Here is a 20,459-nt window from a genome sequence, read left to right on the forward strand (position 1 = left end):
TCATCATGTTAAACAAGATTATCGACTGGTCCGGCCGGAACATCTTCCTGGTCCTGCTCGCGACCCTGTTCGTCACCGTGGGCGGCATCTACGCAGTCGTGAAAACGCCGATCGATGCGTTGCCCGACCTGTCGGACGTGCAGGTGATCGTCTACACCGAATATCCAGGGCAGGCGCCGCAGGTCGTGGAAGACCAGGTCACCTATCCGCTGACGACGGCGATGCTGTCGGTGCCGAAATCGAAGGTGGTGCGCGGCTTTTCGTTCTTCGGCGCCTCGTTCGTCTACATCATCTTCGAGGATGGCACCGACATCTACTGGGCGCGTTCGCGCGTGCTGGAATACCTGAACTTCGCCTCCGGCCGCATGCCGAAGGGCGTGTCTCCCCAGATCGGGCCGGATGCGACCGGCGTCGGCTGGGTCTACCAGTACGTGGTGCAGGCCAAGAACAAGACGCTGGCGGAACTGCGAACGCTGCAGGACTGGTACCTGCGCTATCAGCTGACCAAGGCGCATGGTGTGGCGGAAGTGGCGTCCATCGGCGGCTTCGTGCAGACCTACCAAGTCACGGTCGATCCGGTAAAGCTGCGCGCCTACGGCATTGCGTTGGATAAAGTTGCAAAAGTGATCCGCGAATCGAACCGCGACGTGGGCGGTCGGGTGGTCGAGATGGCCGAGACCGAATACATGGTGCGCGGCAAAGGCTATTTGCGCGGCAAGGGCGACCTGGAGAACCTGGTCGTCAAAAGTGAAAAGGGCACGCCGGTGCTGGTGCGTGATATCGCACGGGTGGAACTGGCACCCGACGAGCGGCGCGGCCTAACCGAGCTCAATGGCGAAGGCGAGGTGGTGTCCGGTATCGCGATGTCGCGCTACGGGCAGAATGCGCTGGAAGTGATCCACAACCTGAAGGAAAAGATCGCCGAAGTCAGTGCAGGCCTGCCGGAAGGTGTCAGCATCGAGGCGGTCTACGACCGCTCCGACCTGATCCACCGCGCGATCGACACGCTCAAGCACACGCTGCTGGAGGAAAGCATCATCGTGGCGCTGGTGTGCGTGGTGTTCCTGATGCACGTGCGCAGCGCGCTGGTGGCGATCCTGATGCTGCCGGTCGGCGTGCTGATGGCGTTCATCGCGATGCGCGGGCTCGGCATGAATTCCAACCTGATGAGCCTGGGCGGCATCGCAATCGCGATCGGCGCGATGGTCGATGCGGCCATCGTGATGATCGAAAACGCGCACAAGCACCTGGAGCATCTGAAGGAAGGGGAATCGCGGGTCGAGGCGATGATCGCCGCCTGTAAGGAGGTCGGCCCTTCGCTGTTCTTCTCGCTGCTAATCATCACCGTGTCTTTCCTGCCGGTATTCACGCTGGAGTCACAGGAAGGCCGGCTGTTCTCACCGCTGGCCTATACCAAGACCTTCGCGATGGCCGGTGCGGCGCTGCTGTCGGTGACGCTGGTGCCGGTGCTGATGATGCTGTTCATCCGCGGGAAAATCATGCCGGAGGCGAAGAACCCGGTGAACCGCTTCCTGATCTGGATCTACCGCCCGATCATCAAGGGCGTGATGAACTGGAAAAAGGCGACGATTGCCGCCGCCCTCGTCGTGCTGGGACTGACCGTGTATCCGGCATCGAAGCTTGGCAGCGAGTTCATGCCGACCCTGAATGAAGGAACACTCCTGTACATGCCGGCCAGTCTGCCGGGGATGTCGATCACGAAGGCAGCCGAGCTGGTACAGACGCAGAACAAGATCATCAAGAGTTTCCCCGAAGTGGCATCGGTATGGGGCAAGGCCGGGCGCGCCAATACGGCGACCGATCCGGCGCCGACTGAGATGTTCGAAACCGTCATCAACCTGAAACCGGAATCCGAATGGCGGCCGGGCATGACCATGGACAAGCTGATCGCCGAAATGGACAAGGCGCTGCAGTTCCCGGGTGTGTCCAATGCCTGGACCATGCCGATCAAGGCCCGTATCGACATGCTGTCCACGGGCATCCGCACGCCGATCGGTATCAAGGTGTTCGGCAAGGACCTCGATGAAATGGAGAAGCTCGCCAAACAGATCGAGGCGGTGGTCAAGCAGGTTCCCGGCACCACTTCGGCCTTTGCCGAGCGCATTACTGGCGGCTTTTATCTGAACATCGAACCTGACCGTGCACAACTGGCGCGCTACGGCCTGGCTGTCGGCGACGTGCAGGACGTGATCGGCACCGCGTTGGGCGGCGAGATGGTGACGACGACCGTGGAAGGGCGCGAGCGTTTCGGTGTCACGGTACGTTATCCGCGCGAACTGCGCTCGGATCCTGACCAGATCGCACGCGAGGTGCTGGTGCCGACGATGGAAGGCGCGATGATCCCGCTCGGCCAGTTGGCGAAAGTCGAGGTGGCCAAGGGCGCGCCGGGCATTCGCACGGAGAATGCGTTGCTCTCCGCCTACATCTATGTCGACATTCGCGGTCGCGACATCGGCAGCTACGTGGCCGACGCCCGCAAGGCAGTGAACGAACAGGTCAAGTTCCCGCCGGGCTATTACGCGACCTGGAGCGGCCAGTTCGAGGCGATGGAACGTGCAATAGAGAAGATGAAGATCGTCGTACCGGTCACGCTGCTCATCATCTTCCTGCTGCTGTACCTCAACTTCAAGCGACTCACCGAAACGCTGATCGTGATGCTGTCGGTGCCGTTCGCGCTGGTCGGCGGCGTGTGGCTGATGTGGCTGCTGGGTTACAACATGTCGGTGGCGGTCGCGGTCGGCTTCATCGCGCTGGCGGGCGTCGCGGCAGAGACCGGCGTGGTGATGCTGATTTACTTGGACCAGGCATGGGAGGAAGTGAAAGAAAAATGCCGCCAAGCGGGGACGAAGCCGGGCGCAGCCGATTTGTACGAGGCGGTGATGGAAGGCGCGGTGGAGCGGGTGCGTCCGAAGATGATGACGGTGGTGGCCATCATGGCCGGCCTGCTGCCGATCCTGTGGGGCACCGGCACCGGCTCTGAAGTAATGAGCCGGATCGCCGCGCCGATGGTGGGAGGCATGATTTCTTCGACCGTCCTTACACTGGGTGTCATTCCGGCGCTCTATGCACTAGTCAAGCAATGGCGCCTGAAGAAAGGTCTGGAGTGCTAAGGGTCTTGCCTTTTTGCAATACCAGACCAAGTTTTGTTAACCAAAGGAGAACTTCAGATGAATTGGATGAAACCGATGATCGGTGTTGTATTTGCGATTGCATTGTTGGCGCTTGGTGGCTGTGAAACTTTCGACGATGGGGCATCGCACAGCGGCGGCGGAGGACACTCCCACTCGCATTAAATGGCGCCGAGAGAGAAGCAGCGGGAATGGAAGATGCTCCGGTCGTTGGACGGGAGCACTCCATGATCGCCGCAGTGTGACAAGAGAGGTAGAACATGAAACCACTGTTGGATAGGTCGTGGCGATGGCGCTGCGTGCTGGCAGGGATATTTTTTGCAGGTAGTGCCAGTGCGTTTGCCCAGACGATGCGGATTCCGAAACCGAGTCCTGGATTGATGCCGAACCCCGCACTGGGTAAGACGCTGTTCGCCCGCCAATGTGCAGCATGTCATGGCGCCGATCTGAAGGGCAGCGGCAAGGGACCGCCCCTGCTGCACAAGATCTACGAGCCGTCCCATCATAGTGATGCGGCGTTCCAGCTGGCGGCGAAGAATGGATCGCGTGCGCACCACTGGAACTTCGGGGATATGCCGCCTGTTCCCGGCATTTCCCCGGACGAGGTTGCGCATATCACTGCCTACGTGCGCGTCGAGCAACGAAAGGTCGGCATCCAGTAGTGGCCTGCGGATGATCCGAACCGGTTTACGATAAAACGCGATGAAGGTTGGCTTGGTTGTTCTCTTGACTGTCACTGTGTTGAGTGCCGGTTTGAGCGCGGCGCATGACGGGAGCGTCGAATGCGGAAGGGTTGATGGCGAACGGACAGACAAGGAAAGGCATGAAACTGCATCGAAGACGATCGTGCACCATGCCGTTGCCGTGGTCCATACGGTAAACAGGGACAACGGCACCGTCAGCGTGGTGCATGAGCCGGTGAAAGACTTGAACTGGCCGGCAATGACGAAAGCCTTCGTCGTCGAAGATAGAAGCCTGTTCGACAAGCTCGTCGTCGGGAAGAAGGTATGCCTCGAATTCGAGAAGCGGAAGACAGGTTATGTCATCACGGCGGTTAAATAGTGCAGCGTCTGGGCGGGCGAAACTTTGCGATCCGGCCTGGCGCCAGGCAGCCGGGGCTGAAGCAATGGAGGCGACGATGCAGATGAGCCGGGAAGTCGGCGGCAGGTAGCGAGGGCGGGATATCCATGTATTTCGGTAATCGCTGGGTGCCGATGGAGGTGATGGACACGATTATGCTCCTGTGGTTGATCGTGGTCCTTATCATTGGCGTTATCCTTTTTCGGCTGAAGTGCATGGATCGCGTTGCCCGGGTGAAGTTGGAACCGCCATCGAAAATGGGAAGAACAAAGAAAAAAAAGAAACGCAGGCGGTGAGCCGCCGCCCGCCTAGAATGCACATTTATTGGGAGGAGTGGAGATGCTGCAGAACGTCACAATCAAATCGCGCCTGGTTTTCGTACTCGGTTTTCTGTCGTTTCTGCTGATTCTAGGTGGCGTCATCGGCTTGACGAGCCTGTACTTCGCCAACGGATCGTTGAAGGACAATTACGAGAACCGGCTGGTGCCGATGGCGAAATTGGACCATGTGGTGTGGCTGATCGAACGAACCCGGCTGTCGATTGCCGAATCGATGCACGACGAATCGTCCGCCGTCAGCAAGGAAATGGATGACGTTGAGAAAACCGTCGCAGAAATCGACCACATGTGGAACACCTATCTTGCGATGGGCTTGAACGCGGAGGAAAGAAGGCTGGCAGAAGCGCTTATCTCCCGATACAAGCAGTTCGAATCGGAGGGGCTGAAACCGGCGATGGCAGCATTGCGCGCACAGGATGTCGACAGCGCGACGGTTCTGATGCGCGGGAGGATGAAGGAACTTACGATGCCGGTACGCGAGGGCATTAACGCGCTCATGCAATATCAGTTGGACACGGCGAAGAAGGAGTTTGAAAAGAACCAGTTCATCTACCGCATCGTTTTCATCAGCTGCAGCGCAGGTATCCTGTTCGGTGTATTGCTCTCCGCCATCATCGGTATCTGGCTGGTGCGGGGAATTTCGCGCCCGCTGGGCCAGGCTGTCCGCATTGCCAAAGGAGTCGCGGCCGGCGATCTCACGCAGCAGATCGAGGTGGCGTCTCATGATGAAACTGGCCAGCTGATGCAGGCGCTGAAGGACATGAATCAGAGCCTGGTGAACATCGTGAGTGAAGTGCGCTCCGGCGCCGACGCCATTGCCACCGCCTCCGGCCAGATCGCATCCGGCAACCTCGACTTGTCCGCTCGGACAGAGCAGCAGGCAAGCTCGCTCGAAGAGACAGCGTCTTCCATGGAGGAGCTGACATCGACCGTCAAGCAGAATGCGGAAAGTGCTTGCCAGGCAAGCCGGAGTATCGAGTCTGCCGCCGAAGTGGCGGTCAAAGGTGGCGCGGTGGTGGCGCGCGTCGTGGATACCATGGGTTCGATCAATGCATCGTCAAAAAAGATCGTCGACATTATCGGCGTGATCGACAGTATCGCGTTTCAGACGAATATCCTGGCGCTGAATGCGGCGGTGGAAGCGGCGCGCGCGGGCGAACAGGGCAAGGGATTTGCCGTAGTCGCTTCCGAGGTGCGCCATCTCGCCCAGCGTTCCGCCGCCGCCGCTGGGCAAATCAAGGATCTGATCGGCGACTCGGTCGAGAAAGTCGAGGACGGAGCCAGGCTGGTGGACGAAGCCGGCACGACCATGTCCGAAATCGTCGAAAGCGTCAAATGTGCCACCCACCTGATGAACGAGATCGCGACCGCCAGCCGCGAGCAGACGGCCGGTATCGAACAGGTCAATCAGGCGATCGGCCATATGGATGCCGTGACACAGCAAAATGCCGCGCTGGTGGAAGAGGCGGCCGCCGCTGCGGCATCGCTGGAGCAGCAGGCAGTCAAGCTGTCCGGCGTGGTCAGCGTGTTCAAGCTGGGCGGTGTCGGCAGCGCGCTGATGCTTCGTTGATTCAACATGCAGGAACTGTGTCACATCAACGTGCGTTGGCATTTATGCGATGTGCGACACCGCTCGACAGGGAGAAAGTATGAGGCTCGATGGCTTGCTCATGCCGGCGCTGGCGCGGATCATTCCGGCATCGCTGGCCGTCGGCACGGTTGCCGCCATGGCCGGCTACTGGCACGCGCAAACGACTGCCGAACAAGGCGACCTTAGAATGCTGGCAGCGGAAATACAGCGCGCAGTGCCATCGGATGTTCTCGCAGCGGACTCACAGGAGCTGAGCCGTTCGTTAGTCAAGGCGCTTGACATCATGGCAGGAGGGATGTTTGCCATTGTCGAGGCGTATTCGCCGCATGGGACAAAGATCGCCGCAGCCGTGCAGCCAGGCTTCGAACCGTTTGAGGAGCAGCTCGCCACGCTTTCGCACGCCGCACCGGACCGGATCGGCAACTACGATATCTCAACGCTGCTTGGCCAGCCCGTGATTCGTGTCTTTACGCCGCTGGTCGCCCGCGACGGCAAGGTCATCGGACATATCGAAGGCGTGCGCGTGGTCAGCGACGAGGAGTTGTCGGTATTCAGGCGCTCTGCACTTGAATCGGCCGCGATCGCGGCAGGCGCGGTACTGCTCTGCGCGCTGGTGCTGTCGCCGTTGCTGGCTCGTCTTGCCGTAAAAAGTCGTCAAACGGCGGTTTCGCTGCTGGAAACGCACGTCGGGATATTGGAAGCATTCGGGCGCGCTGCCGCCCAACGCGATTCGGATACCGGAACGCACAACTATCGGGTCAGCTGGATCGCCGCCCGCCTGGCCGAGGAAGTCAGTTTGCCGGCAACCCAGCTGCGCAGCCTGATTGCCGGCGCGTTCTTGCATGACATTGGCAAAATCGGCATCCCCGATGCCATCCTGTTGAAGCCGGGGAAGCTGAGCGAGCGGGAAATCATGATCATGCAGGGCCACGTCGAAATTGGCGCAAATATCACCGGCTGCATCGGCTTTTTGGGCAGTGCGCGGGACATCGTTATCGCGCACCATGAAAAATGGGATGGCTCGGGATATCCGAAGAAGCTTGCCGGCGAATTAATTCCGATCGGCGCCAGGATCTTCTGCATTGCTGACGTCTTTGACGCGCTGCGGGCAACGCGCCCTTACAAAGCGTCGTTTTCGTTCGAGGTGACCATGCAGATCATGCGCGAAGGTCGGGGTAAACATTTTGACCCCGCCTTGTTCGACGCGTTTGAAAGAATTGCGAGGGTGGTGGATGCGACCGTCAACGAGGCGACTGATGCTGCAGTGACCGAACTGGTCCATCAGATGGTGCGCAAGCATTTCTTCTCCAACGTCGATGGCGCCCTTGAGGATGTGTACTGTACGGCCGAACGTGCCGATGCATCCGTCGCGTGGTCCCATCACCTGACGGCAGCACTGCCCGCGGCGGCTGGAGGAAGGTCGCGGGCTTGATGCACTTGATGAAGAACGATCGGTTTTGTACGAATAAGGGAGCGAGACAGGCATGCAAATTCAGTTCTTGGAAGCGGCAGGCAATCGCGTGGGAGGGAGGCAGCTACGCTATACGATTCATTCCGAGTCGAACGGAGAGCTCGCGTATACGCGAACCTATACCGAGGCTCAGGCCAATGTGGTGCGGGTGCGGGCGGATTCCAATTGACGCCGGTTCTGTTTTCCATGCCGGGGAACGAGCAGCTTGCCGGGAAGCTCGGAAAACTGCTCGCCTGGGAAGTTGGTTCCTTAACCCTGCGCCGATTCCCCGATGGTGAGTCCTATGTCCGATTCCACACTGGGATAAAGGGGCGTGATATCGCATTCGTGTGCACCTTCGATCGCCCGGATGAAAAGGCAATGGCGTTGTATTTCGCCACCAGGATTGCGCGCGAGCAGGGAGCCAGCCGCATTGGTCTGGTCGTTCCCTATCTGGCCTATATGCGGCAGGATGTGATCTTCCATGAAGGAGAAGGGACCAGTTCGGTGTATTTTGCCAACTTTATCAGTTCATTCTCTGACTGGCTGGTAACTGTGGTTCCACACTTGCATCGACATCATGATTTGAGAGAACTCTATTCGATTCCAGCCAAGATGGTTCACGCCGCGCCTGAAATTTCGTACTGGATTTCCCGGAACGTGCAGCAACCGCTGGTGATCGGACCGGACTCGGAAAGCGAGCAATGGGTGGCCGAGGTGGCAAAGGGAGCAGGATGCCCGTATACCGTGCTGCAGAAGACACGGCATGGCGACCGCGACGTCGAGGTCTGGGTGCCCGATACCGCGCAATGGTCTGGCTACACGCCGGTTCTCGTGGATGATATTGCTTCAACAGCGCGCACAATGATAGCCGCAACAACGCATCTCCGCGCGACGGGGCTGTCACCGCCGATCTGCGTAGCGGTGCATCCGATCTTTGCCGGCGATGCCTATACCGCGTTGCAAGCTGCAGGCGTCGCAGGAATCGCTAGCTGCAACACGATTACGCACCAAACCAACGGAATTGATCTTAGCCGGCCCATCGCGGCAGCGGTACATCATCTGGCAACGCGCAGCCGACGCTGACACATTCAGGTGTATTGTCGAAAGTGGCACCGCCGCGCGGCGCACGCGACGATGGCAGGACAGGGTATCAAGCAGGCTTCATTAACCATGAGGAAACGGTCATGCGGAAATTTACCTTTGTGATGTTATTTGCATTTGCGGCATCCTTGAGCGGTTGTGGCTATAACGACTTGCAATCGCGCGACGAACAAATCAAGGCGAGCTGGTCCGAAGTGGTGAATCAGTATCAGCGCCGAGCCGATCTGGTGCCGAATCTGGTCAATACAGTCAAGGGATACGCAGCGCATGAGAAAGACGTGTTGACCCAGGTAACGCAGGCGCGTGCGCAAGCCAGTTCCATCCAAGTGACGCCGGAAGTGCTGAACGACCCGGTCGCCCTTGCCAAATTCCAGGCGGCACAGGGTGCTTTGTCGGGGGCACTGTCGCGACTGTTAGCGGTGAGTGAAAATTATCCGCAACTGAAAGCCGACGCCAATTTCCGTGACTTGCAGGCGCAGCTGGAAGGCACCGAAAATCGCATTACCGTGGCTCGCAACCGTTATATTACGGCGGTGCGGGATTACAACGTCACGGTGCGTTCATTCCCGGTCAATCTGACTGCGAACGTGTTCGGATTTCAAGTCAAACCCAACTTCACAGTCGATAACGAAAAGGCGATTTCTACCGCGCCCAGCGTGAATTTTGACGCTGCACCAAAGCCTGGAAAGTGAGTCAGCCATGGTCAGGCTACACGGGTTTATCGCGCTACTGGTGTTTACGCTGGCCGGCTTCGGACATGCAGCCGCCGACCTGGTTGCCGTACCGCCGTTAAGCGGGCGTATTGTCGATCTGAGCGCGACACTTAATGCCGATCAGGTGGCGCAACTCGACGCCGGTTTGCGTGCTTTTGAAGAACGCAAGGGTACGCAGATCGCCATCCTGATCGTACCGACGACGCAGCCGGAAGCGATCGAGCAGTATGCGATCCGAGTCGCGGAACAATGGAAGATCGGGCGCAAGAAAATCGACGATGGCGCGATTCTGGTCGTCGCCAAGAACGACCGGGCGTTGCGCATCGAAGTCGGTTATGGCCTCGAAGGCGTGCTGAACGATGCAACTTCAAAGCGCATCATCGAGGAAATCATTGTTCCGCGCTTTAAAAGCGGAGATTTCTATGGTGGGATAGACGCCGGCGCGACCGCTATGATGCGCGTGATCGATGGTGAGCCGCTACCACCGCCTGTGTCAAAAGGGCGTGAGTCAGACGATCCGGAACAAATACTGCCAGTTGTTTTCGTGGTTGCGCTGGTGCTGGGTGGCGCGCTGCGCGCGCTCTTCGGGCGATTGCCGGCAGCAGCGCTGACCGGTGGCATCCTTGGTGTCGGCGCGTGGCTGCTGGCTGGTTTGGCCTCCGCTGCGATTGTCGCCGCAGCAATCGGATTCTTCCTGACACTGTTGGGCGGACGTATGGGCATGCTCGGCTGGTATGGCGGTCACGGCCATCACGGTGGCGGAGGGCGTAACGGTGGCTTTCGCGGCGGCGGCGGCGGTTTCGGCGGCGGCGGCGCATCGGGGAGGTGGTAGCGATGTCGTTCATCACTCGTTTGTTCCACCATGTTGCCGCCAGCTATTGGCAGCTCAGACGACAGTTTCCTGAGCGCTCGCTGGCGGCGATCAAGTCGACGATCGAGGAGGCGGAATCGCGGCATGGCGGCGAAATACGATTCGCTGTTGAGGCGGCGTTGCAGCCAGCACAAATTTTACGCGGCATGACGGCGCGAGAGCGTGCATTGGAAGTGTTTTCGCTCCTGCGCGTCTGGGATACCGAACACAATAACGGCGTACTGATTTACGTGTTGCTGGGAGACCGCGCAGTGGAAATCATCGCGGACCGGGGCATTCATGGGCGCAGCGGTGCTTGGGAATCGATTGCGCATGCCATGCAAGATGCATTCGGGCGGGGGAATTTCGAGTCGGGTTCGATCAATGGCGTCAGGGCGGTTGCACATGAACTGATCACGCATTACCCGGTGGAAGGCCCGAAACCGGACGAATTGCCCAATGACGTCGAGCTGCTGTAGGGGGGGGCGCCAGGCGCCCCCGATGGCGACAATGCATGTCAGCGGCTTGCCGCCGGCGTATACTCAAATTCCACGACGGGCGGATTGTGTGTCGGCACATTCAGCCTCGTTATTTTGACGGCGATGCGAAATGGGGCGCTACTCGACGGAAAATCGAAGAAATTTCCGTAGGTGACCGTCTGATTAATCTGCATGGGTTCGAGCCGTTTTTCCTGCGGTGCCATGCCAAGCGGGGTGACGGTTGCAACCACCGTCGCGTTGTCGATGTGCTGCCCTGTTTTTGCGTCCAATACCGAGACGACCAAATGTTGTGAGTCGGGGCCCGGCCTTTTACCGCCGTGCATCTTGGGGTCATGTACGTCCGCCCGTTTGGCAATCACTTCGGCCGGTACCACGCCATAGAAAACCTCCATTCCATCCACGGTCTTGCCCGGGCCGGCGGCACCGGCTGGTCCTTGAAGGGCAAAGATGCATGCCAGCGCAAGCAGTTGGCGTCGATTGAAAACATTCATGACAGCTCCATTTCCGGTCAAGGTTCATCATCCAGGCGCCGCGTTCCGCGCCATGCCATCATCACAGGCTGTTCATGCGCGCGCCTCGCGGGGAGGGAGCAACGGCGAGGGCTTCTGCTTTTCCCGATCGACGATCTCGCGCAATTCCGTCCCATCCATGATTTCCGTCTGTTCCAGTCGCGCGGCTATTGCAAGCAGCGTGTTTCGATGGGCATCCAATAGTTGGTGCACGCGCCTTTCCACGCCTTCGAGCAGATCGTGCATCTCGCGGTCCACTGCCACCGCCGTCTCCACGCTGTAGTCTGCACGGCTCGGCATACCTGGGGCAGAGAGGAAGGTGCCGCGCTCGGCGCTGAATGCAACCGGTCCGAGGCGTTCACTCATCCCGTATTCGAGCAGACTGCTGCGTGCCAGTTCGGTGGCTTTCTGAAGATCATCCGACGCTCCCGTTGATATTTCGTCAAACAGGATCCTTTCAGCGACGCGCCCGCCGAGCAAGACAGCAAGCCGATCCTGAATTTCGCTGCGTGTATAGAGGTGGCGGTCCTGCGCAGGAACCTGGACGGTAAAGCCAAGCGCTGCGACGCCGCGTGGAATGATCGATATTTTGCGGATGGGATCAGCATGCTCGACCAGTGTAGCTACCAATGCATGACCAGCCTCGTGGATCGCGACCCGATGCTTTTCGGCGGGCGTCATCAGGTTCGACTTCTTCTTCAATCCGGCGACGGTGCGGTCGATCGCTTCCTCGAAGTCGCTCATGTCGATTGCAGCCTTGCCGGAGCGCGCGGCCAGCAATGCCGCTTCGTTGGCAACATTGGCAAGATCGGCTCCTGCAAAACCCGGTGTGCGCGCTGCCAGCATCCTGAGATCGATATCCGGTGCGAGCACGAGACGAGCGGTATGCACGCGCAGAATCGCTTCCCGTCCTGCGACATCAGGGCGATCGACGATCACCTGGCGGTCGAAGCGACCGGCGCGCAGCAGTGCAGGATCGAGAATTTCCGGGCGGTTGGTTGCGGCCATCAGTACGACGCCGCTGTTCGGGTTGAATCCGTCCATTTCAGTCAATAACTGGTTGAGCGTCTGCTCCCGCTCCTCGTTGCTGCCGACCGGATTGACGCCGCGTGCACGGCCGAGTGCATCGAGTTCGTCAATAAAGATGATGCACTGTCCGGCGACAATTAGAAATTCCGGTGGCGACAATTAGATTTGCCGGTTGAGAGAGCTGGGCTGGAGACGGCCTGGCTCTTGTTTATCATGCAGCCCCCGAAGGGGGCTGCATGAAGAGAGACGGAGAAATCAGATTGTTGTTGGAAGAGCGACGTAAAGGAGCAAGCCAGAAACTGGCGGCCGCCAGGACCGGGATGAGCGAGCGTACTGCCCGCAAATATGAGCAGGCCGGGACCTTGCCGAGCCAGATGAAGAAGCCGCGCGTCCACCGCACCCGAACCAATCCATTTGACGCTGACTGGCCCTGGGTGGAAGCGCAATTGCAGCGTGATCCGGCGCTACAAACCAAGACGTTGTTTGCCTTGCTTTGCCAGGCGTACCCCGGGCGGTATCAAGAGAACCAGTTGCGCACGCTGCAGCGCCATGTGCAGGCATGGCGCGTGCGACATGGGCCGGAACAGGAAATCATGTTCCAGCAGGAGCATTTGCCAGGAAGGATGGCGCAGTCCGATTTCACCGTGATGAACTCGCTCGCGGTAACCATTGCCGGCGTGGCGTTTCCGCATCTGGTGTATCACCTGGTGCTCACCTACTCGAATGTCGAGGCCATCCGCATTTGTTTCTCTGAGAGCTTCGAAGCGCTGGCGGAAGGACTGGAGGCGTGCCTGTGGCAAATCGGCGGCGTGCCGCAGTGGCACCGGACCGACAATCTCTCGGCGGCGGTGCGCGACCTGGACCGGGAAGGCATGCACGAGTTCACGCAAAATTACCGTGCGTTGCTGGTCCACTATGGCATGCAGCCATCGGCCAATACCGCCGGTTGCGCTAACCAAAACGGCGATGTGGAACAGTCGCACTTCCGTTTCAAGACGGCGGTCGATCAGGCGCTGCGTGTACGGGGTAGCCGTGATTTCGGTGACCGCGCCGCCTACGAACGGTTTCTCACCGACCTGGTCCGCAGCCGGAACCTGACACGCAGCCAGCGGTTTGAGACTGAGCGTACAGCGCTGCGTCCGTTGCCGGTATCGCCTCTGGACTTCACCAGGGAATTGATGGTGCGGGTGTCGCGCTTTAGCCTGATTCGGGTGCTCAACAACCATTATTCCGTGCCATCGCGCCTGATCGGCGCGCGCGTCAAAGTGAGGGTGCGTTCGGAAACACTGGAACTGCATCACGGTTCGGCGCATGTACTGACCTTGCCAAGGCTGTCAGGTCGAAACCAGCGCCACATCGACTACCGCCACCTGATCTGGTCCCTGGTGCGCAAGCCCGGTGCCTTTGCCAGCTATTGTTATCGTGAAGAGCTGTTCCCTACGACGACCTTCCGCCGTGCCTATGACGCTCTGCTGGAAGGCAAGTCTGCGCGCGCCGACAAGGAATACTTACGCTTGTTGCATCTGGCTGCCAGCACGTCCGAAACCGAAGTCGAACTGGCCATTGGCCTGTTGCTTGACGAGGAGCGGTTGCCGATATTCGACGCCGTACGGGAACTGGTCGGGCAAACGAAACCCGACCCGACACCGGCGATTGGCAAGGCAACCATTGACCTGGCTAGTTACGACCAACTGATTCCGTCGAGGAGCCATCATGCTTAACCCGCGCGAGGAATTGTTGACGTTGCTGCGCACGCTGAACCTGTCGGCCATGGGCGAAGCCGTGGAAACGACCGCATTGCGCGCGGCGAAGGAAGGACTGACGCATGAAGCCTTCTTACTGGAGCTGGCGCGCATCGAACAGGCCGCCAAGGCCGGGCGACGCATTGAGCGCTTGCGCAAGCAGTCCGAATTATTGCCGGGGAAGACGTTTCGCAGTCTGGACCTGAACCGCTTCGATCCCGCCACACGGATGCAAATGGAGCGCCTGCAAGGCGGCACCTTCCTCAAGGACGCGATCAATGTCGTCGCCATTGGCCGCCCCGGTGCCGGCAAAAGCCATTTCGCCTGCGCCCTGGGACATGCACTGGTCGAACTCGGCTGCCCGGTGCTGTTCTCGCCGACCGCTGCACTGGTTCAGCGTCTTCTGGCCGCCAAGCGCGATCTGCGCCTGCCGCAGGAGTTGGCCAAACTGGATCGGTTTGAATGCCTCATCCTCGACGACATCGGCTATGTCCAGCATGACCGGGATGAGATGGAAGTGCTATTTACGCTGCTGGCAGAGCGCTATGAGCGAAAAAGTGTGGTGATCACGACCAACCTGGTGTTCTCGGAATGGGATCGCATCTTTAAGGACCCGATGACCACCATGGCCGCGATTGATCGCGTCGTTCACCACAGCGTCGTGCTGGACCTCATGGGTGTCGAGAGCTATCGCGCCAAGGTTGCGGCCACCAAAAAATCGGGCATCACCAAGACGGCGGTGTCTGCATAAGGGCGGCAATTTTAATTGTCGTTAACCGGCAAATCTAATTGACGTCAGACAATGCACGGTGCTTTCGCCTGTGCCTGTCCAAACAGATCGCGTACACGGGCAGCGCCGACACCGACAAACATTTCGACAAACTCGGATTCGGACAGGCTGAAAAACGGCACCTTTGCTTCGCCTGCCACGGCACGCGCCAGCAAGGTTTTTCCGGTTCCCGGCGGGCCGACCAGAAGAATCCCCTTGGGCAGGCGCCCGCCGAGGCGGGTGAATTGCTCCGGCGCGCGCAGGAACGCAACCACTTCCCGTAATTCCTCGACCGCTTCATCGATGCCGGCCACATGGCTGAAATCGAGCTTGATGTCGTCTTCCACGTACACGCGCGCCTTGCTTTTTCCGATTGACGTTAATCCATGCCCGGCCCCCCCCAGGCGATGAAACAGGAACTGCCAGAGGGCGACCATCACGAGCATCGGCAGCACCCATGACAGCAGATTGCTTAACAAGTTGGATTGCATCTCGCCACGGTAGGCAATTTGTGCGGCTTGCAGATCCTTCACAAGATCGGGGTCATCGACGCGCACAGTGGAAAACGTGTGTTTCGCCCCGGATGACTCCGTTGCCTTCGTCGCGGGCGCGTACTGCTTCATCGCATCTGCGGTGATCGTGCCGCGGATGCTGTCCTTGGTAATCGCTATGTCGGAAACCTGGCGTACCGCCGCCGCTTTCTTGAAGTCGCTGTACTTGAGTTCAATCTGATGCGTGGCGCTGATCCAGTCCTGCAGCCATATCAGCAATACAAAGCCCAGAACGAAGTACCAGATCGAAAACTGCAGGCGTTTATCCATATTGCACCACGGGCTGCCGGTATCATGAGTTTTCACTCTAACAATCTAGACAACGAGTTCCTTTGACCTGAGTCAAGCGATTCCGAGCGCGCTCGCATGCTGAAACATGTCGTATCAGGTCGTTTCTTTTCATCGTTGTCGTGAAAACGCAACGCGTTGAGTCCGCTTTGGCATGTTTTTTAAAACATTTTTACTGAGATCATGATTGTCAGCAATCAGGCGATAAAGACCTTTACCCTTTTCCTGTCCGCATCAAGCGGACGCATTACATAAATAAATTTTTTTTGGGGTAAAACAAATGAAAAAATCGCTCATCGCGCTCGCGGTATTGAGCTCACTTTCCGCGGCGGCTTTCGCTCAGACTAACGTCACCATTTACGGTGTGGCGGACGCCGGTATTGCATACGACAAGAACATTTCCGCCGCCGACAAAAGCACCTGGAAACTCCAGAGCGGCCAGCAGTCGACCAGCCGGTTGGGTTTCAAGGGAACGGAAGATCTCGGCGGCGGTCTGTCGGCGATATTCACCCTGGAAAACGGCTTCAACATTGATGATGGTTCGCTGGGCAACAATAACCGGTTGTTCGGCCGTCAAGCCTGGGTCGGCCTGAACGGCGACTTCGGCAACGTCAAGCTGGGCCGCCAGCAGACCGCGCTCTACAACTCCTTGCTTGCCGTCGACCCGTTCAGCGTCAACCTCGCCGGCAACGCGCAGAAAATCTTCGGCTACGGTTTGTATGCGGCGGATCCGCTAAGCCGGACGGACAACACGATCACGTATGCTACGCCGAACATTTCCGGCGTTACCGGTCTGCTGAGCTATGGATTCGGCGAGCAACCAGGCAGCATTTCGACGGGACGCAACGCCGCATTCGGCCTGAAGTATGAAAACGGCCCGCTCAACGTACAATTTGTTTACCAGGATGCACGCGACGCCACGCTGGCAGCCTCGGCCGCAGCGCTCGGAGTCGGTGTCACTGCGGATCTGCGCAGCACGTTCATCGGCGGCACATACGATCTGGGTGTGGCGAAGGCGCATCTCGCGTTTGCCGACAGCAAGGCGGATTCCGGCGCAGTCCAGACGAAAAATCGTAACTGGCTCCTCGGTGTCTCTGCTCCCATCGGCGCCGACACCCTCATGGCATCCTACGCCCGCAACGACGTCAGGGACATCGCCAACGGCGTCACGAGCCAGTACGCAATCGGCTACAGCCACCCGCTGTCCAAGCGGACCAATCTCTACACCTCGCTGGGCTACACCAAGAATGACAGCAATGTCCGCCTGAATGCCGCGGCCAATGGCGAGAACGGCACCCTGTTTAACGCTGGCGTGCGTCATACGTTCTGAACGAGCGCGTGCATGAGCGCGTAACATTGAGAACGGGTTCGATCGATTCGATGTAGCAGAGTCGATCGAACAGTTGCATCGCGCGACGCTTTGCCGGGTCGCCCGATGCGCACTGAGCGATGGCCCACAGCTACTCATCGCTCGGCTTCCAACTGGTCCTCCAGGATTACGCAATTGCAATCTTCCCGTCATGCTTCTGACAGCGGTGTTTTCATATCATGACCCTGCAGTTTGTGAAACTCACACAGGAGAATGATCATGTTGAAGAAAATTGCTGTCGTTATTGCAGGTGGCGTTGTTGCCGTGTCGGCTTTTGCCTGGGACGACGGTGGCATCGAGAAATCGATCGAGCTTAAAGACGGTTCCACGGTTCACGTCTTCAAGAACGGGAAAATGGGGATGGAAAACCCGTATGGCCTTGTCACGAGCATGGATGAAGGGCAGACCATGGTGACGAAGGACGGAAAGACGATTGTCATGAAAGGTAACGAAACAGCACGGCTCTCTCTCGCGCTGCGTCCCGAATATCGGGGCGGACAGTAAGTCGCCGCGCCCGCGCCGGCCGGTAGAGGCGATCATTTTCGGATGAGTCAACACCCTGACGCGTGTGCGCCGTATGAAAACGCCGGCTCGGCGCAGTAGAGCATCTGCCATGCTTCGAACCGCTGAGCCTCCTGTCTTTTGTCGAGCCAGGAGGCGTTCTTTCATTGGCGTCCCGACCATTTGTCGGACGGCTTTCGGCATATTCAGGATAGCGTCGAAGGAAAGCTGATCGACGTGTTCAGGCACGCTGGATTCACCGAAGTGACGTGGCGTGCATGCCCGGCAGTATTCCCCCCTGTGTCAGACAACGTGCCGCGCGCGCTCGCCAATTTCGACACCTGCGGCTTCATCAAGCTCGCGGCAGAGACCGAGTCGGGACGTTTGATCGGTGTTCCAGCCGTGATGCCAGAAGCGGGCGAAGTAATCCAGATGGTGGCGCTCGCCATTCTTGCGAGGATGAACATGCAGGAATTGGCGGAACAGTTGTTCCCGTATGTGACGATGGCCGAGGGGCTGAAACTGACGGCACAAACCTTCAACAAGCATGTGAAGCAGTTGTCTTGCTGCGCGGGATGAGGAAATGGAGGTGTTCGATGAGCGCCGGCACAGCATTTTGTCCAAAAATTTTTGGAAACCTGCCTAAAGCTTTTCGGCCGTTGTTGCTAATGTCGTTTGGCATGCTTCGACCTTGCGATTGGGTTCCGTGCGCTTCGTTTTCCGCGGCGCGAGGAGGGTGCGCGCCGGTGGTGCCGCTTATCCTGCGACCTTAGATGAAGGAGAAATAGGAGGATGGCGAACATGGACAGTCCGCCCACCAGCAGAAATATAGGCACCCAGTCAATGGGAAGCGCGCCGCCTGCATAAAACATGCATCAATCACCGGTTTGGAAAATGATCGTACGATTAATGGAGCAGTCCCTCTGGTCCAATGATATGGGCTGACACTCTGCCGCTACGCCGGAATTTCGAGGAACCGTCGTGTTCATGCATTAAGGACATACACCCTTAATGCATGGTGCTGCCGCTTCGGATCAGAATTTCGCTTCGGCGTAGAGCCAGAGCTTGTCTGTATCCACTGCAAAATCCTTCGCCCGGTAACTGCCGTACTTGACGCCAAGCAGATAGTTCTTTCCGATGGCCTTGGTCGCGACGAGGTCCCATTCGGTCCCATAGCGCGCGCTTCCGGCATCCGCGCGGAAGTCGTGGTAAATGGCTTCGAGCTTGACCCCTTGCAGAACGGTGCCTGCGGAGAGATAAGCATCCTTCAAGCCGTTGACTGGCGTGGTGAGGAACTGGTCAGTCCAGCCATTGAACGCGTGCAGCGTGGCAAGCGGCGTCTGGAAGGCTCTACGGCCATTGCCCCCCAATACTTCGTAACCCAGCTTGAATGTGGCGCTATCGACTGTAGCGCCGCCTTCCAACAGATAGTAGTTCAGGTTGAAGCTGGCAGGATTGTCGCGATAGTCGCTCTGGGAAGCATATTCAGCGGTGTAGAGGGCATTAACGGCACTGCCAATGGCGGAGCTGCCGCTAAACCGCAGCCCGTAGGTCTGGGCCGAGTCTGCCGGACGATCGACGAAATCGAGCAAATAGGCATAGCCCACGATTTCACCCGCGCCCAATCCCTTGTAATTCACGTTGAGCAAGGGTGCCTTCATCTTTAAATCGCCCACCGCGCTGCGATCACCAAATACACGGTTGACGTTATAGATGTAGCCAGCCGTAACTGTTGTATCGGGCAGCCACTGGTTGACAGCAGTGAACGCATCAAATGTCTGCTCGTTCTGGCGCCAGCCGACGTTTCCGATGAAACGGTGATTGTCGAGTACCAGGCGCTGGCGGCCGTACTTCAGCTTTGTGCCTGGCAGGCTGGTATAGGCCACATACGCTTGATTGATTTCCGTGAACTCCGGATCGGCAACTACCGAATAATTGGTCTTGCCGTTGATCGTGCTGTTGTATGCGGCGCCGCCGAGGGCGGTAAGGTGTTCCGCTTCTGCCATGACGCTGAGGCCTGCGTATTGTCCCGTCTCGTACCCCAGACGCAGGCGCACAGTCGAGGCAGTGGCGTTTTTGAGCGCATTCTGCTGGTCGACTGTCTCAAGACGGTATCGTGCATCGATTGACGTTTTTCCGCCGGTCAGCGCTTTGGTGATGTCGTCATCCGCATTTGCCCGTGCGGCCAACGCGAGTATGGCACAGCCCAAAGCTGCGCAAATTCGCGTGCGCGGCGGTCTGGTTTGTCGTTTCATTGGCGTTCTCCCTAAAATCGTGGCTGCGACTGATCTGTCGACACCTTAGCGGCGCTCCTTGCCGGATTGAACCGCCCCGAAACCGGGGCGGTTCAGATCATTTCTGTTGCGCTCGTGTGCTGTGGAGATAATAAGGAGTTGTTTCTTACAGAAAGATGACCGGCCGATTACTTGTCTACGGTCGAAGGGATAGGAGGGAACACAGGGGGCGCTAAGCTCGACTTTATCGTGCGACATGAAGTCGCGTAATTGATTGTTTTAGCCTGGTTTGTGCAGCGCTGGCAGGTCGAGGTGGCGTTTGAGGAAACACGCGCCCATCTGGGGATGGAAACGCAGCGGCAGTGGTCGCATCTGGCCATTGCCTGCACTACCCCGGTCATGTTGGCGCTCTATTCGATGGTGGTGTTGCTGGCCAAACTGTTGTTTGAGCAAGGCCCCATTCCCCTACGCGAGGCCGCCTGGTATAACAAGCAATGCCCACGTTCTCCGATACGCACGCATGGGTACGCCGCTATGTGTGGCGGGTACAGACTTTATCAATATGGGAAAAATCATCCGACACGATAGAAGTCCCGCGCGCCTTGTTTCAGCGCTTAGCCCGGATATTTCATCAACCATATGAACCGGCCGCGCCACGCCTGTGCACGGCGTGATGCTGCGGCAAGAAACGG

General features: G+C 58.5%; 19 protein-coding genes and 1 pseudogene. 16 read left to right on the forward strand and 4 right to left on the reverse strand.

Translation table 11 applies throughout. The annotated features are described in order from the left end of the window. Nucleotides 1-5: 5 nt before the first annotated feature. From E6W33_RS15855 to E6W33_RS15895, 10 genes are all read left to right on the forward strand, one after another. Nucleotides 6-3,131 (forward strand): efflux RND transporter permease subunit, encoded by a 3,126-nt coding sequence (locus tag E6W33_RS15855; protein ID WP_136418278.1) that lies wholly within the window; start codon nt 6-8, stop codon nt 3,129-3,131. A 278-nt stretch (nt 3,132-3,409) separates the two neighbouring features. After that, nucleotides 3,410-3,811, forward strand: coding sequence for a c-type cytochrome (locus tag E6W33_RS15860; RefSeq protein ID WP_136418279.1), 402 nt, complete (start codon nt 3,410-3,412; stop codon nt 3,809-3,811). 40 nt (nt 3,812-3,851) lie between these two features. Further along, nucleotides 3,852-4,211 carry a copper-binding protein gene (locus tag E6W33_RS15865; protein ID WP_136418280.1) on the forward strand — a complete coding sequence of 120 codons (360 nt, stop codon included), beginning with the start codon at nt 3,852-3,854 and terminating at the stop codon, nt 4,209-4,211. Between the two features lie 357 nt (nt 4,212-4,568). Continuing rightward, on the forward strand, nt 4,569-6,137 hold the full coding sequence (locus E6W33_RS27865; protein ID WP_136418281.1) for a methyl-accepting chemotaxis protein: 1,569 nt from the start codon (nt 4,569-4,571) through the stop codon (nt 6,135-6,137). A 79-nt stretch (nt 6,138-6,216) separates the two neighbouring features. Next, nucleotides 6,217-7,590 (forward strand): HD domain-containing phosphohydrolase, encoded by a 1,374-nt coding sequence (locus tag E6W33_RS15875; protein ID WP_168798664.1) that lies wholly within the window; start codon nt 6,217-6,219, stop codon nt 7,588-7,590. Nucleotides 7,591-7,642: 52 nt separating this feature from the next. After that, nucleotides 7,643-7,798 carry a hypothetical protein gene (locus E6W33_RS27080; RefSeq protein ID WP_168798665.1) on the forward strand — a complete coding sequence of 52 codons (156 nt, stop codon included), beginning with the start codon at nt 7,643-7,645 and terminating at the stop codon, nt 7,796-7,798. Beyond that, nucleotides 7,795-8,694: a ribose-phosphate pyrophosphokinase gene (locus E6W33_RS15880; RefSeq protein ID WP_136418283.1), complete on the forward strand. Its 900-nt coding sequence runs from the start codon at nt 7,795-7,797 to the stop codon at nt 8,692-8,694. The genes E6W33_RS27080 and E6W33_RS15880 overlap by 4 nt, the downstream gene beginning before the upstream one ends. A gap of 101 nt (nt 8,695-8,795) precedes the next feature. Continuing rightward, nucleotides 8,796-9,404 (forward strand): LemA family protein, encoded by a 609-nt coding sequence (locus E6W33_RS15885; RefSeq protein WP_136418284.1) that lies wholly within the window; start codon nt 8,796-8,798, stop codon nt 9,402-9,404. Nucleotides 9,405-9,411: 7 nt separating this feature from the next. Next, nucleotides 9,412-10,257 (forward strand): TPM domain-containing protein, encoded by an 846-nt coding sequence (locus E6W33_RS15890; RefSeq protein ID WP_136418285.1) that lies wholly within the window; start codon nt 9,412-9,414, stop codon nt 10,255-10,257. 2 nt (nt 10,258-10,259) lie between these two features. Next, nucleotides 10,260-10,754, forward strand: coding sequence for a TPM domain-containing protein (locus tag E6W33_RS15895; RefSeq protein WP_136418286.1), 495 nt, complete (start codon nt 10,260-10,262; stop codon nt 10,752-10,754). Between the two features lie 38 nt (nt 10,755-10,792). Here the strand turns inward: E6W33_RS15895 and E6W33_RS15900 are convergent, their stop codons facing one another. After that, entirely contained in the window at nt 10,793-11,266 is a 474-nt protein-coding gene (locus tag E6W33_RS15900) for a hypothetical protein (protein WP_136418287.1), read from the reverse strand. Nucleotides 11,267-11,338: 72 nt separating this feature from the next. Next, entirely contained in the window at nt 11,339-12,472 is a 1,134-nt protein-coding gene (locus E6W33_RS15905) for an AAA family ATPase (protein WP_136418288.1), read from the reverse strand. A gap of 77 nt (nt 12,473-12,549) precedes the next feature. Here E6W33_RS15905 and istA point away from each other — a divergent pair, with 77 nt between their 5' ends. Both istA and istB read left to right on the forward strand, forming a co-directional pair. Beyond that, entirely contained in the window at nt 12,550-14,034 is a 1,485-nt protein-coding gene (istA, locus tag E6W33_RS15910) for an IS21 family transposase (protein ID WP_136418289.1), read from the forward strand. Beyond that, the gene (istB, locus tag E6W33_RS15915; RefSeq protein WP_136418290.1) at nt 14,027-14,806 is read left to right on the forward strand and encodes an IS21-like element helper ATPase IstB; all 780 of its coding nucleotides are present in this window, start codon (nt 14,027-14,029) and stop codon (nt 14,804-14,806) included. The genes istA and istB overlap by 8 nt, the downstream gene beginning before the upstream one ends. A 44-nt stretch (nt 14,807-14,850) precedes the next feature. Here the strand turns inward: istB and E6W33_RS27870 are convergent, their stop codons facing one another. Beyond that, nucleotides 14,851-15,645 carry an FtsH/Yme1/Tma family ATP-dependent metallopeptidase gene (locus tag E6W33_RS27870; RefSeq protein WP_136418291.1) on the reverse strand — a complete coding sequence of 265 codons (795 nt, stop codon included), beginning with the start codon at nt 15,643-15,645 and terminating at the stop codon, nt 14,851-14,853. A gap of 298 nt (nt 15,646-15,943) precedes the next feature. On the opposite strand from E6W33_RS27870, the gene E6W33_RS15925 reads away from it, so the two are divergent. From E6W33_RS15925 to E6W33_RS15935, 3 genes and pseudogenes are all read left to right on the forward strand, one after another. Further along, the gene (locus E6W33_RS15925) at nt 15,944-16,993 is read left to right on the forward strand and encodes a porin (protein ID WP_136418292.1); all 1,050 of its coding nucleotides are present in this window, start codon (nt 15,944-15,946) and stop codon (nt 16,991-16,993) included. A gap of 258 nt (nt 16,994-17,251) precedes the next feature. After that, nucleotides 17,252-17,536 (forward strand): CopK family periplasmic copper-binding protein, encoded by a 285-nt coding sequence (locus E6W33_RS15930; protein WP_136418293.1) that lies wholly within the window; start codon nt 17,252-17,254, stop codon nt 17,534-17,536. Between the two features lie 303 nt (nt 17,537-17,839). Further along, a pseudogene (locus tag E6W33_RS15935) lies at nt 17,840-18,112 on the forward strand (mercuric reductase); the annotation flags it as partial. 455 nt (nt 18,113-18,567) lie between these two features. Here E6W33_RS15935 and E6W33_RS15940 read toward each other — a convergent pair. Then, the gene (locus tag E6W33_RS15940; RefSeq protein WP_136418294.1) at nt 18,568-19,788 is read right to left on the reverse strand and encodes an alginate export family protein; all 1,221 of its coding nucleotides are present in this window, start codon (nt 19,786-19,788) and stop codon (nt 18,568-18,570) included. A gap of 249 nt (nt 19,789-20,037) precedes the next feature. On the opposite strand from E6W33_RS15940, the gene E6W33_RS15945 reads away from it, so the two are divergent. Then, nucleotides 20,038-20,355, forward strand: coding sequence for a hypothetical protein (locus tag E6W33_RS15945; protein ID WP_136418295.1), 318 nt, complete (start codon nt 20,038-20,040; stop codon nt 20,353-20,355). Nucleotides 20,356-20,459: the final 104 nt, after the last annotated feature.

The sequence above is a fragment of the Herbaspirillum sp. ST 5-3 genome (assembly GCF_004804275.1).
Lineage (GTDB): Bacteria > Pseudomonadota > Gammaproteobacteria > Burkholderiales > Burkholderiaceae_D > Noviherbaspirillum.